Here is a 12,916-nt window from a genome sequence, read left to right on the forward strand (position 1 = left end):
AAAAGGTAGGTAATCCTTGATTTTCCTGCCATACTGCCCCAGTGCCGGTTTTTCTCCGCACGATCCACACACTTTGCAGCAGCACCCGACCCAGCACCGCAGTGAGATACGAGGGAGTATTCCATGGCTTTAACGACCGAGCGCACGCAGGCAACCAGCGCTAAACGGAACGAAGAACGGCGGGTACTCGCCGGCACAATGGTGGGTACCACCATCGAGTGGTACGACTTCTTCATCTACGCCCAGGCCGCGGGCCTCGTTCTGGCCGGCCTGTTCTTCGCCCCGCTCGCCGGCGAAAATGCTGGCCTCGCGCAGCTGATCTCCTGGGCCACGCTCGGCATCAGTTTTCTGTTCCGACCGCTCGGCGCGATCGTCGCCGGCCACCTCGGCGACCGGATCGGCCGCAAGGCAATGCTGGTCTTCACTCTCGTCATGATGGGCGCGGCCACCGCCCTCATCGGCCTGCTGCCGACCTTCGACCAGATCGGCGTCTGGGCGCCCCTCCTCCTCATCGTGCTGCGTATCCTGCAGGGCTTCTCGGCCGGCGGCGAATGGGGTGGTGCCGCGCTCATGAGCGTCGAGCACGCACCGATCCAAAAGCGCGGATTCTTCGGCGCTTACCCGCAGATCGGTGTTCCGGTCGGCCTCATCCTCGCCACCGGCGTCATGATCGCCGTGACCACCTCGATGAGCGAGGAAGCGTTCCTCAGCTGGGGCTGGCGCATCCCGTTCCTGGTTTCCGTGCTGCTCATCGTTGTCGGCTGGGTCATCCGCCGCGCTGTCGCCGAGAGCCCGGTCTTCAAGGAAATGCAGACCCGCAAAAAAGAGTCCGCAGCACCGCTCAAGCAGCTGTTCAAGAACCACTCTCGTCAGGTCATCCTCACCGCACTCATCTTCATCGCCAACAACGCGGCCGGCTACATGCTCATCGCATTCTTCAGCTCCTACGCCACCAAGCCCGCCGAGGCCGGCGGACTCGGCATGGAGCGCACCCCGGTTCTCATCGCGAGCACCGTTGCGGCCGTGTTCTGGCTCGCGTCAACCATGGCCGGCGGCATCCTCTCAGACAAAATCGGCCGAGTGCGCACCTTTCAGATCGGCTACGCGTTTCTCTTCATCTGGGCAATCCCGATGTTCCTGCTCATCGACACCGGCGACATCGTCTGGTTCGCGCTCTCGCTCATCATTCTGGCGAGCGGACTCGGCCTCTCCTACGGCCCACAGGCCGCCCTCTACGCCGAAATGTTCCCGGCCCAGGTGCGCTACTCCGGCGTGTCGATCGGTTACGCCCTCGGCGCGATTCTCGGTGGAGCCTTCGCCCCGCTGATCGCCCAGCTGCTGCTCGATCAGACCGGCCAGTCCGTCTCGATCGGCGTCTATCTCATGGTGCTCGCCGCGATCTCCTTTGTCGCGGTGACCCTCGTGAAGGAGACCCGCGGGGTTCCGCTGGGCGTCAGCACCCACGAGTAACCACCCGTTCATCCTGACCGTGCCGCCCGGGTTTCATCCCGGGCGGCACGGTGTATTTCGGGTTAGACCCGCACCCCGGCATCCTCCTCGTGGCGCTTCACCCGGCGGCTCGAATCGATCAGAAAGGTCGCCACCTTTTCACCGATGATCATGGACGGAGCGTTCGCGTTCCCCGTGGTCACCGTCGGCATGATGGACGCGTCGGCAACCATCAGCCCCGCCAACCCGTGCACGCGCAGATCTGGTGCGACGACGGCCATCGGGTCCACGCCCATTTTGCAGGTACCGACCCGGTGGTGGTACGTGATCGCGGTGCGACGCACGTACGCCTCAATGTCGTCGGCCGGCACCCGGGGACCGGGGTAGACCTCCTCGGCACCCCCCTCTTCGGCGAGCGCCGCCTGTCGGCCCACTTCCCCGACCTCGGCGACCGGTTTTCGCTCACTCCCGGCAGGTCGAACACCACGGGGATGCCGAGGGCCTCGAGGTCACGAGCGGGTCCGATGCCCGAATGCAACAGAATGCGCGGGGAATCCAAGGCGCCTCCGGCCAGCACAACGTCGCCGCCGCAGAGTACAGCATCCTGAATCGGGTGTTTGGGATAATCCGTCGTGACATCCAGCAGGCCGCCGACACCGCGAGTAGCCGATGCTGGTCCGTCGCAGTTCTCCAGTCGCTGGCAGATCGGCAGTACGTCATTCCAATCCCAACCTGGATTACCCTGGGCTTCCCACTGGTCGAAATCGTGGGCCGCACCGCGCACGTAGATCGACGCGTTGAGGGAGAGCGATCCCCCGAGCGCCCGACCTCGGGGCCAGTGCAGCCGACGCTCGAAGGCTTGCTTTTGCGGAGTGGTGAAGTACCCCCAGTCGTCCGGGCTCAGCCACAACTCGCCCTGGCGGCGTTTCGCTTCTCGCCAACGGCACCCGTCCGGCAAACGCGCGCGTAATCCCAGTGAGTAGGGGTGGCGGGCCAGGTCGGGGTATCGTCGGTGGATGCCGAACCTGCCCTCTGACCCGGACAACATCACCGATCTGGCCGCGTTCCGCGCGCAGGCTGCGTACCGGATTGCTGCCGACGACCACGACGCCAGTGTGCAATCCGTGCCCACCGACCTCTCCTGGGGTGACCGAGGCACGAAACCCCTTCCACTACACCCGGTGACCGCCGGGCCAACGCAATTTCGCCTGCGCGTTGACTTGGTCGGCACGACGTCGCCGCTCTGGCGAAAGCTGGTCGTTCCGGCCCACCTCACCCTCGATGTGCTGCACGACGTCTTGCAGGTGGCCTTCGGCTTCACCAATAGCCACCTGCACCGATTCGCGCTCACCCACGACCCGCTCGGCCGCGAGTTCGAGGGTATCCTCACTCCGTTCGATGTGACCGAAGGTGACATCGGCATTCTCGAGAGCGAGGTGCGCGTCGACCAGCTGTTGACTGCTCCTGGCGACACCCTCCTCTATACCTATGATTTCGGCGACGACTGGGAGCACCTGCTCACCCTGGAGTCCGTCGAGCCGCAAGCGGATGCCTCGACTGCGGCTCGCTGCGTCGCCGGAGCGCGCCAGGGGCCTGCCGAAGACGTAGGCGGAGTGAATGGCTGGGAGGAAGTGCTCGCGCTGGTTGCCGATGGTCCGGGCCACGGGTACCCGGAGCAGTGGGAGACCGTGCGTTTTCTTGGTCTGACCGGTTTCGTCGACGAGATCGACCTCGACAGCATCAATCGTGGTTTGGACCGCCTGGCGGGTTCGACAGCCGCCCTGGACTGGTTGCGCGCCCAGCCGGTTGGCCCGAAGGGGCCGTCGGCGCTCGCCCTTCTTGTGGCAGGTCAAAGCCCTGGAGCGCAGCAGGTTCTCGCGGGCTATTTGGCCGCCGCGGACGTGTCGCTGCCGATCGACCTCGGCGAGGCAGAAGCGGCCACGGCAGTGATCCGCACGTTTCTCGGGCTGGTGGGCGACGGCATCCGCTTCACCGAGGCCGGCTATTTGCCTCCCCGAGCGGTGCGTACGATCATGACGACCATGGACCCGGGGCATCGGTGGCGTGGCCCGGCTAATCGTGAGGTGCAGACCTACCCGGTGCTGCAATTACGCGAGACCGTGACTCTGCTGGGGCTGACCCGCAAGTTCAAGGGGGAATTACGGCTCTCGGCGCGCGGCCGAAAGTTGCAAGATGATCCGGTGGCCTTGCTGAAGTATCTGGCCGCGTCCTTGCCGGCAGAGCGCACCGCAGCGGGCTCGGAAATAGCGCTGCTGTTGCTCCTGATCGTTGCGGCCGGCGAGACCGAGAATCTGCACCACGTGATGGAGCAGATCGACCAGCTGAGTTCAATGATCGGCTGGAGTTACGGGGGAGGTGGGCAGTACGGCAATCTGTATGCCCTCCAGGATGCCTTCGACACTCGGGAAGTGCTCGGCTGGGCCGAATTGGGACAGCTTCTGCCGCCGGTGGGGTCGGATTCGAGCGGGCTCGACACCGCACGCGCGCGGATGCTGGCGCGCGCTGCGCTCATGACCTGGGCCTGACAACAGCAGGGCCCTCGCCGGTAGCGAGGGCCCTGTTTCTTCAGCGGACGGCTAGCCGTTGATGACCTGCGGCACACCCAGCGCCTTGAGGCCCTCGACACCGAACTCGAGTCCGTAGCCGGACTGCTTGGCTCCGCCGAACGGAATCATCGGGTGCACCGCGCCGTGCGCGTTGATCCACACCGTGCCGGTTTCCAGGCGAGCGGCGACCGCGCGCGCGGCGACGAGGTCGCTCGACCAGACCGAACCGCCCAGCCCAACGTCGACACTGTTGGCGCGGGCGATGACATCGTCCAGGTCGGTATAGCGGATGATCGGAAGTGCCGGCCCGAACTGCTCCTCACACACGAGCGGGTTGTCGTCGTCGATGTCGGCGATGAGCGTTGTCGGGTAAAAGAAGCCGGGCGCCGCCAGGTCGGGGTTGCCGCCGATGAGCACGCGCGCTCCGGAGTCTTTCGCCGACTGCACGAGGCCGGCAACGATGTCGAACTGGGCCTGGTTCTGCAGCGGGCCGAGCACGTTGTTCTCCTCGATTCCGACACCCATCGGCATCTTCGCGGCGACCGCTGTGAGTGCGTCGCAGACCGCGTCGTAGATTTCATCGTGCACGTAGAGGCGCTTGAGCGCTGCGCAGGTCTGGCCGGTGTTGATGAACGCGCCCCAGAACAATCCTTCGGCGATGGCCTCCGGGTCGGCGTCGGGGAGTACGATTCCGGCGTCGTTGCCGCCAAGCTCGAGGGTGAGGCGCTTGACCGTGTCGGCCGAGCTCTTGATGATGGCTTTGCCGGTCGCGGTCGAGCCGGTGAACATGACCTTGCCGATGCCGGGGTGCGCGGCGAGGCCAGCGCCGATCGCACGGCCGCCGGAGACGACGGTGACGAGGCCTTCGGGAAGAACCTGGTTGAGCACTGCGACGAGAGCGAGCACGCTGAGCGGCGTGTACTCGGAGGGCTTCACCACGACGGCATTGCCCATGCGTAGCGCGGGCGCGATCTGCCAGATAGCAATCATCATCGGCCAGTTCCACGGTCCGATCGCGCCGACGACGCCGATTGGGCGGTAGGTGATCGCGGCGTGGGTGGTGCCGTCGTCGATGAGTACCTCAGACTCCAGCGGGGTCGCCGCGGCCGTGCGCAGCCAAGCGGATGCTCCGCCCACCTCGAACCGCGCGTTGGGGCCGTTGAGGGGTTTACCCTGTTCGCGGGAGAGCAGCTGGGCGAGGGCCTCGGCTGCTGCATCGATCGCGTCGGCGGCGCGCACCATGACGGCGCTGCGCTGGGTGTGCCCGAGCGCGGCCCAGGCCGGCTGGGCCAGCGTTGCCGCGGCGATGGCGGCTTCGAGGTCGTCGACGGTGTGCACCGGGGCGAGACCGACCACCGCGCCGGTCGCGGGGTCGAGAATCTCGCGCGTCTCACCCGTTGTGGGAGTGATGGCGGCGAGCAGCCCGTCGAAGGTGTCGAGTGTCGGGGTGGCCAGGGTGTCGTTCGTTGTCATGAGTCCTCCACATTGAGTGCGGCGTCTTCAGTCCCGCCGTGGCTCCACCGTATGCGCGAGCACCGACATCCACTTGCACGAGAGCGCTGCCCACTCGCCATCCCGCGCACATCGTGCACGAGCCGATGGTCAGGCCAGAAACTCCAGCGCCGCCTGCTTGAACTCACGCGACGTCAGCGCGTTGACATGGGTGCGGCCAGGCAGCTCGAGGTACTGCGCGCCGCGCTCGACCGCGAGTGCGGCTACCCCGGCGGGAATTTGGTCGGCACCGCCGGCGACAAAGAGCTGCGGGATGCCGGCGGGCACGTCGAGCGTGAAACCCGCGACCCCCTGCACGCACGCCAACAGCGCCTCGCGGTCGGCACCGGCCGCGATTGCCGGGCCGAGAACCGCTGCGATGGTCGGGTCGGCGGGCAGCTGACCCGAGACAACGAACCGGTTGACCTCACCCTGGTCCCAGGTCTCGAACAGTTCGAGCGGACCCGCTCCGCCGAGCACGAGTCGCCGCACGCGCTCCGGCGCCAGCCGGGCCAGGCCGGCGACCACCCGCGATCCCATGGAATATCCGATCACGTCGACCCGGTCAAGTTCGAGGGCGTCGAGCACGGCCACGAGGTCGGCGGCGAGTTGCCGGGGCGCGTAATCAGCGGCACGATGCGGCTTGTCGCTGCGCCCGTGACCGCGCAGGTCGGGTGTGATCGCCCCGCGCCCCGCCTCGCCTAGCGCGCGCACCCAGCCGGAACCGCCCCAGGTAACCGCGGCAGTCGAGGCGAAACCGTGCACGAGCAGCACCGGCCGCTCTCCCGGCGTGGCGTCGAAGGCGATGCGCACACCGTCGAGCCGTCTCGCGAACTCCGTCACTCGACGGCGTCACTCGCGGCGAACACCGCGCCGGCGTGCGCCATCTCGGCGAGGGCGGCCTGGGTGGATTCGGCGGCGACCCCGGCCACGAGGTCAGTCAGCACGCGCACGTGCTGGCCGTGCTCGAGGGCATCGAGGGTGGAAGCCCGCACGCAGTAGTCGGTGGCGAGGCCGACGATGTCAACGTCGGTGACTCCGTGCTCGCTGAGCAGTGCGCCCACGGTCTGCCCGGCCTCGGTAGTGCCCTCGAAGATGGAGTACGCGGGCTTGCCCTGGCCCTTACGAATGTGAAAGGTCACCGCATCCGTTGTGAGAGCTTTGTGATATTCGGCGCCCGCCGTTCCAGCCACACAGTGCACCGGCCAGGTCGTGACATAGTCGGGAGCGGTATCGCGGGCGAAGTGACCGCCGTTGTCGTTGCCGATGTCATGCCAGTCGCGCGAGGCGAAGACATATTTATAGGCGAGCGGATGCTGCGCCAACAGCGCGCTCACGCCCGCCGCGACCGCGCTACCGCCGTCAACCCCGAGCGCACCGCCCTCGGTGAAATCGTTCTGAACGTCGATGATGAACAGTGCACGGGTCACGAGTTCTCCTTACGAATGGTCAGTTGTTGGACAGATTATCGCCGCAGTGATAAAAGCCGGTGGTCAGGGTGTCAATGGCGATTTTTGCGTTCGAGCTGACGTTACCGATCGCGTAGACGGCGAAGGTAAGCGGGGTGCCGTCGGCGGAGTGGATGACGCCGGCGAGTGTGTAGCCGGTGTCGATCCAGCCGGTTTTGGCGAAGACGGCGCCGTCGGCAGCGGAGTTCGCGCCAGCGAAACGGTCGCCGTAGGAGAGGGATCCGCGCGGACCGCCGGCGACTGGCAGGCCGTCGAACAGTACGCCCAGGTTGCCTTCACGCGCGTTGACCTTCACGAACAGGGCGGTGAGGTAGGCCGGCGATACGGCGTTGTTCGGGCTGAGCCCGGAGCCGTCCTTGATGATCATGCCGGTCGTGTCGATGCCATAGGCGGCAAGCCCGCCAACGATGCCCTGCTGCAGTGCGGAGAAGGAGTTGCCGGCACCGTTTTCGATGGCGACGAGGCGGGCGAGCATTTCGGCGATGGTGTTGTCGCTCACGATGAGGGACTGCTGAATGAGCGTGGACACCGGCGCGGACTGCACGGCGCCGAGCTGGGCGGCGCCGGCCGGGGCCGGGGCCTGGCTGATGGCGAGTCCGCCACCGAGGGCGTCGGCGAAGGCCTGCCCGGCCCGGGCAATCGGGTCTTCGCTGCGAGCGGAGGTGCTGCGGGTGGGTTCGTTGCGGTCGCCGTCCACCATGAGGGCCGTGATTTCGGGCATGTAGCCGAGGCCGAGTTCGGTGCGGGCCCAGCCGTCGTCCCAGTCGGGGCCGGAGAAGTAGGAGGAGTCGAGCACGAGGGAGGTGATCGGCGGGTTGGCCGGGTCGGCGGCCCAGGCGACCATGGTCTGGGTGGCGAGGTCGTCGAGGTGGGCTGCCCCGGTATAGAACGGCTCCTGGCCTGTGGGCAGGCGCGACAGCGTCAGGTCTCCGCCGCCGACGAGCACGATCTGGCCGGGTTCGGCGCCCTTCACGACGCGGGTGGTGGCGCGGTAGTCGCTGCCCAGCACGTTGAGCGCGGCGGCCGAGGTGAGCACCTTCATAACGCTCGCCGTTCGGGAAGACGTCGTGCCGCCGCGGTCGAACAGAACTTCGCCGGTGGTGGCGTTGACGACCTGCGCCTGAAAATCGGCGAGGCGCGTGTCGGCGGCGAGCCCGGCGACCGAGCAGGTGCGCAGACGGCTGGCCGTCGTTGCCTCGGCGGGCACCGGCCGGGCCGGATCCACCGTGGGCGTCGGGCTCGGAGTGGCCGTCGACGATGAAACAGCGGATGCCGCAGCCGGCTCGTTCCCGCCGGTCTGCGTTCCAGCGAACACTGCTCCACTGCCCAGCAGTACGAACACCAGGGCGCCGGCGGCGATCAACCACGCCCGGCGGTGCTGGGAGAAGACGGCCGCGATGCCGCCGCGCGGGGCCGTAGAAGCCGTGGCGGGTTCGGGTGTCTGCACTGGTTCGTCCACCTCCGTATGGTATCCGACTGGCCTCTGGCAGGCTATTCGCCCGGGTAGCGCAAGCCGATCTGGGCGCGCACGGCATCGAGGGTCTCCAGGATCGCAACGGATTCTTCGGCCGGCATGATGTCGCTCGAAATTCTGCCGGCCCGAATCAGCGCCTCAACCTCGACCGCTTCGAAGTGCATACCGCGGCCAGCGAACTCGGTCGGCACAAAGGTCTCGAGCACCGCGCCGAGATTATCCAGCACCCGAAATTCGGTCGGCGAGTACCACACCGAGTCGATATCGATGCGCCCGCTCGTGCCAATGATGGAGGCCGTGGTGGGGCCGAGGGTGTCGCTGGCCGAGAACGTCGTGGCGATCTGGCCGCCGGCGTAGCGAAAGATGGTGGCGACCTGGGCATCCGCTCCGGTGGCTTTGAACGAGGCGCTGGCCAGAATCGTGTCGGGCACCCCGAACACGGCGTGCGCGAAGTTCACCGGGTAGACGCCGAGGTCGAGCAGGGCACCGCCGCCGAGGGTGAGCGAGTTCAGCCGATGCGCGGGGTCGTCAGGAAGATCTTGGGTGTGGTCGGCGAGCAGGCTGCGCACATCACCGAGCGTTCCGGCGGCGAGAACCTCGCGGATACGAGCCATGTGCGGCAGAAACCGCGTCCACATGGCTTCCATCACCAACACTCCGCGGCTCGCGGCAAGGTCGACGATCTGCCTGGCTTCACGAGCGTTGAGCGCAAAGGGCTTCTCGATGAGCACGTGTTTGCCGGCGTTCAGCGCGAGACGTGCGTGCTCGGCATGAAAGGGGTGCGGGGTCGACACGTAGATGGCATCGACCTCGGGGTCGTTCACGAGATCGGCGTAGCTGGAGTGCGCGGTGGGGATAGAGAATTCGGCAGCAAAAGCATCGGCCGAGGCCTGGCTGCGCGATCCGACCGCCTGCACCGTGTGGCCGTTCTGCACGAGGTCGTTAGTGAACAGGTGGGCGATGCCGCCGGTGGCCAGGATTCCCCAGCGAATGAGAGCCGTCATGCCTGCAGTTTATCCACGGGCGCCGACATTGCGTTCTGGATGCCGAGGCCCGACACGATTCCGCCGCCAACCAGCAGAATTCCGGTGGCAATCGCGGCCCGATGGAACCCCTCGACGTCGAGCACCGGCCCTACGATGATGCTCGCCGCTGCGATCGCGACGAGTCCCGCCACCCGTGATAGGGCGTTGTTGACGGCCGAGGCGATGCCGGCCCGGCTGGGATCGATGGCGCCGAGGATGGCGGAGGTGAGCGGGGCCACGGTGATGGTCAGGCCCAGGCCGAAGATAACGACGCCGGGCAGCACGCTGCTGAAGTAGGTGACGCTCTGATCGACCCGCAGCATGGTGAAGAAGCCGATTCCGGCGGTGATCGGGCCGACGCACATGAACAGCCGCGGCCCGAACCGTCCGGCGAGCCGGCCGACAAGACCCGACAGCGCAATGCTCAGGATGCTGACGGGCAGCAACGCCAGGCCGGCCAGCGTCGCGGAATACCCGCCGACCTGCTGCAGGAACACCGCGAGAATGAACGAGCCGAGCGACAGGGCCGCGTAGATGAAGGTCGTGGCCACGTTGCCCACCCAGAAGTTGCGCACCTGGAACAGGCTGAGCGGCATCATCGGTTGCCGGGTGCGGCGCTCGTGTGCGATGAACGCGGCAAAGCACACGAGGCCCACCACGAGTGGAATCAGGATGACCGGGCTGCCCCACCCGAAGTTGCCCTGTTCGATGAGTGCGAAGACGGGCAGGGCCAGGCCGAGCACCCCGAGTACCGCGCCGACGATGTCGACGCGGGTGCCGGCATCCGCTGCAGGGTCGCGGGGAAGGCGCGCCAGCAGAAACAGGGTCGCCGCGATGGGCACGATGTTGATGGCGAACACCAGCCGCCACGACGAGAGATCGACCAGCAGACCCCCGATGAGCGGGCCGGCGATGAAGGCGGTACTGGTCCAGGCAGTCCAGGTGCCGATCGCGCGAGCCTGGCCGGCGCCGGAAAACGTGCTGAAGATAAGCGCCAGGGAACTCGGCACCAGCAGGGCACCGGCCACCCCCTGCAATCCACGCGCGCCGATCAGAAAGAAGGCGCTCGGTGCCAGGGCGCAGAGAACGGATGCCGCGGCGAACCCCACGAGGCCCCAGAACAGCACCCGCTTACGCCCGAACGCGTCGGAGAGTGAACCGGCGAGCAGGATGATGCCGCCCAGGGTGATGAGGTAGGCATCGACGACCCACTGCTGGGTGGCAATGCCGCCGCCGAGCTCACGAGTGATCGCCGGCAGGGCCACATTTATGACGGTGCCGTCGAGAAATGCGATGAACGAGGCGAGCACCGCGACCACGAGAACGAGCCGTTGGGTGCCGGCCGAAGAACTTGTCATGATCCGAGTTAACTCCACCGGCCGCAATATATAGGTCAAACTAGACCAATGATCACCCTGCAGCAGGATGCCGATGGCTTCATCCGCATGAACCGGCACTTTCCCGACAACTCACTCATCAGCATCAGCTTCACAGAGGGGGCCGCGAAGGAATTCACCGGAACCCAGCTGAACGCCATCTTCGACGACGCCCTGGCCGAGTTTCGCGGGCAGAACCGTCTCGAGGGCGCCAAAGGCTTCTCCCGGGCACCCGCGAAAACCGTGCACCCCACGAAGAACATCACCTTCGTGAAGGTGCACCCCGGAATGGCCGCCTAACCTCGACCACTCAGGCGGTCTGCGGCGCTCGGGCGGTCAGCGCGGCGAGCCTGTCGACACCGATCGGTTCGTCGGCCAGCAACGGAACGATCGCGACCCGATCGGCACGGGCGTGCACCTCGTCGATCTGGATGGCCTCGTTGGCGGCGCGCGCCTGTAGAAAAGGCGTCTCCGGGTGCGCTGCGGCGATGGAATTGTTCACCACCCAGCCCCAGGGCTGGATTCCGGCGCGAACGAGGTCGTCCTGCAGCCCCGCGGCCTCGAGCACCGGCGTCGTCTCGGCCAGGGTCACCAGCAACACCTTGGTCAGCGCCGGATCCTGAAGCCGCATCAACGGGGTCACGAACGCCATGCCCTCCCCCATCTGGCGGGCGATTTCCCGGTGATACGCCCCGGTGGCGTCGAGCAACAGCAGGGTGTGACCGGTCGGCGCGGTATCGACCACGACAAATTCGTGCCGCGATTCGTGCACCGCCTGCGAGAACTGCCTAAAAACCGCGACCTCGTCGGTACACGGCGAGAGCAGGTCTTCGGCCAGGGCAGCTCGGCCATCGTCGTCGAGGTTCTTACCCTTGGTGGCCATGACGTGATCCCGATACTCCCGAATCGCTTCCTCCGGGTCGATGCGTGAGACGCGCAGCCCCGGCAGGCTCCCGTGCAGGGTCGCGGCCAGATGGGCGGCCGGATCCGTCGTCGTCAGGTGCACGGCGTGGCCGCGCTGGGCGAGAGCCACGGCGAGGGCCGCCGCAATCGTGGTCTTGCCCACGCCGCCCTTTCCCATACAGAGGATCAGGCCGTGCCCGGTCGGTTCCAGCTCGTCGACGAACGCGCCGAGCGGTGCATCCGGCACGTCAACCCGAGTCTGCGAATCGGCTCTGTCAGCACCGGGCCGAAACAGTGTGCGCAGCGCCGCGACGCCCACCATGTTGCCCGCTTTGAGCTCGAGGATGTCCCGCGGCAAGGCTGCCAGGCGTGCGGGAATTCCGCTCAGCGCGGCCTCCTCCCGGGTGCGCACCGCTGTCGCTATCGGCTCGGTTCCGGCTTGATTCGGCAGTACGCCGTTGATCACGACGTAGCCGCCGAGAATGCCGATCTGCTCAAGCTCGCCGAAGGTGCGATCGATTTCGGCCACAGCGGATGCCTGCGCCCGCGCCACCAGCACCAGTCGCGTCCGCGCGGGGTCGGCCAGGGCGGCGACCGCCGCGGCGTAGACCGTCTTGTGCTTGTCCAGCCCGGACAACGGGCCAAGGCACGACGGATCGCCCTTACCCGCGTCGAGAAATTCGGTCCAGGAACCCGGGAGTTGCAGCAGGCGAATCGTGTGCCCGGTCGGCGCAGTGTCGAACACGATGTGGTCGTAGGTCGTGAGCAGGCTGTCGTCGGTGAGCAGGTTGGTGAACTCGTCGAACGAGGCGACTTCGGTGGTACAAGAGCCCGACAAGCCCTCGGCAATGCTGGCGAGCTCGCGCTCCGGCAGCAGTCCGCGAACCGGAGCGATGATGCGTTCGCGGTAGGCATCCGCTGCCTGCTCCGGGTCGATTTCGAGAGCGCTCAGGCCGGCAATCGCGACGATCGGCGTGACAGTGTTGCCGATGGTGAGGCCAAAGACCTGGCCGATGTTGGAGGCCGGGTCGGTGCTCACCAGCAGCACGCGGCGTCCGCGTTCGGCCAGCTCCATGGCGGCGGCGCAGGCAACGGATGTCTTCCCCACGCCGCCTTTGCCGGTGAAGAACAGAAAGCGGGGCGGGTTGTGCAGGAACTTCAT

11 protein-coding genes and 1 pseudogene are annotated in these 12,916 nt (G+C 66.7%); 3 read left to right on the forward strand and 9 right to left on the reverse strand.

Annotated elements, in window-relative coordinates:
- Positions 1–123 precede the first annotated feature (123 nt).
- A complete protein-coding gene (locus E3T29_RS09230; RefSeq protein WP_134345191.1) occupies positions 124–1,470 on the forward strand; it encodes an MFS transporter in 1,347 nt (448 codons plus the stop codon).
- A 62-nt stretch (positions 1,471–1,532) separates the two neighbouring features.
- On the opposite strand, the gene E3T29_RS20220 is transcribed toward E3T29_RS09230, so the two are convergent.
- Both E3T29_RS20220 and E3T29_RS20225 read right to left on the reverse strand, forming a co-directional pair.
- Complete coding sequence (locus tag E3T29_RS20220; RefSeq protein ID WP_241987739.1) at positions 1,533–1,883, reverse strand: GMC oxidoreductase; 351 nt, start codon at positions 1,881–1,883, stop codon at positions 1,533–1,535.
- Positions 1,884–2,053: 170 nt separating this feature from the next.
- Positions 2,054–2,497 (reverse strand): annotated as a pseudogene (locus E3T29_RS20225) (GMC family oxidoreductase N-terminal domain-containing protein); the annotation flags it as partial.
- On the opposite strand from E3T29_RS20225, the gene E3T29_RS09240 reads away from it, so the two are divergent.
- Positions 2,466–3,995, forward strand: a complete 1,530-nt coding sequence (locus E3T29_RS09240) for a plasmid pRiA4b ORF-3 family protein (protein ID WP_134345192.1) — start codon at positions 2,466–2,468, stop codon at positions 3,993–3,995. The pseudogene E3T29_RS20225 and the gene E3T29_RS09240 sit on opposite strands and share 32 nt — an antisense overlap.
- A 51-nt stretch (positions 3,996–4,046) precedes the next feature.
- Here the strand turns inward: E3T29_RS09240 and E3T29_RS09245 are convergent, their stop codons facing one another.
- The 6 genes from E3T29_RS09245 to E3T29_RS09270 form a co-directional block, all read right to left on the reverse strand.
- Positions 4,047–5,489, reverse strand: a complete 1,443-nt coding sequence (locus E3T29_RS09245; protein ID WP_134345193.1) for an aldehyde dehydrogenase family protein — start codon at positions 5,487–5,489, stop codon at positions 4,047–4,049.
- Positions 5,490–5,618: 129 nt separating this feature from the next.
- On the reverse strand, positions 5,619–6,350 hold the full coding sequence (locus E3T29_RS09250) for an alpha/beta fold hydrolase (protein ID WP_241987740.1): 732 nt from the start codon (positions 6,348–6,350) through the stop codon (positions 5,619–5,621).
- The gene (locus tag E3T29_RS09255; RefSeq protein WP_134345194.1) at positions 6,347–6,937 is read right to left on the reverse strand and encodes an isochorismatase family protein; all 591 of its coding nucleotides are present in this window, start codon (positions 6,935–6,937) and stop codon (positions 6,347–6,349) included. The genes E3T29_RS09250 and E3T29_RS09255 overlap by 4 nt, the downstream gene beginning before the upstream one ends.
- A 19-nt stretch (positions 6,938–6,956) precedes the next feature.
- Entirely contained in the window at positions 6,957–8,435 is a 1,479-nt protein-coding gene (locus tag E3T29_RS09260; protein WP_241987741.1) for a D-alanyl-D-alanine carboxypeptidase/D-alanyl-D-alanine-endopeptidase, read from the reverse strand.
- Positions 8,436–8,467: 32 nt separating this feature from the next.
- Entirely contained in the window at positions 8,468–9,454 is a 987-nt protein-coding gene (locus tag E3T29_RS09265; protein WP_134345195.1) for a Gfo/Idh/MocA family protein, read from the reverse strand.
- Positions 9,451–10,833, reverse strand: coding sequence for a DHA2 family efflux MFS transporter permease subunit (locus E3T29_RS09270; RefSeq protein WP_134345196.1), 1,383 nt, complete (start codon positions 10,831–10,833; stop codon positions 9,451–9,453). The genes E3T29_RS09265 and E3T29_RS09270 overlap by 4 nt, the downstream gene beginning before the upstream one ends.
- Positions 10,834–10,881: 48 nt before the next feature.
- Between E3T29_RS09270 and E3T29_RS09275 the strand changes: the two genes are divergently transcribed.
- A complete protein-coding gene (locus E3T29_RS09275; RefSeq protein WP_092339099.1) occupies positions 10,882–11,151 on the forward strand; it encodes a hypothetical protein in 270 nt (89 codons plus the stop codon).
- A 10-nt stretch (positions 11,152–11,161) separates the two neighbouring features.
- On the opposite strand, the gene arsA is transcribed toward E3T29_RS09275, so the two are convergent.
- A complete protein-coding gene (gene arsA / locus E3T29_RS09280; protein WP_134345374.1) occupies positions 11,162–12,916 on the reverse strand; it encodes an arsenical pump-driving ATPase in 1,755 nt (584 codons plus the stop codon).

Source organism: Cryobacterium sp. TMT1-66-1, from assembly GCF_004403435.1.
GTDB classification, from domain to species: domain Bacteria; phylum Actinomycetota; class Actinomycetes; order Actinomycetales; family Microbacteriaceae; genus Cryobacterium; species Cryobacterium flavum.

Bases quoted from the DNA above. Each gene is read 5' to 3' on its own strand.
- E3T29_RS09275 (WP_092339099.1), top strand. From the start codon at position 10,882: ATGATCACCCTGCAGCAGGATGCCGATGGCTTCATCCGCATGAACCGG.
- E3T29_RS09265 (WP_134345195.1), bottom strand. From the start codon at position 9,454: ATGACGGCTCTCATTCGCTGGGGAATCCTGGCCACCGGCGGCATCGCC.
- E3T29_RS09245 (WP_134345193.1), bottom strand. From the start codon at position 5,489: ATGACAACGAACGACACCCTGGCCACCCCGACACTCGACACCTTCGAC.
- E3T29_RS09240 (WP_134345192.1), top strand. From the start codon at position 2,466: ATGCCGAACCTGCCCTCTGACCCGGACAACATCACCGATCTGGCCGCG.
- E3T29_RS09270 (WP_134345196.1), bottom strand. From the start codon at position 10,833: ATGACAAGTTCTTCGGCCGGCACCCAACGGCTCGTTCTCGTGGTCGCG.
- E3T29_RS09230 (WP_134345191.1), top strand. From the start codon at position 124: ATGGCTTTAACGACCGAGCGCACGCAGGCAACCAGCGCTAAACGGAAC.
- arsA (WP_134345374.1), bottom strand. From the start codon at position 12,916: ATGAAGTTCCTGCACAACCCGCCCCGCTTTCTGTTCTTCACCGGCAAA.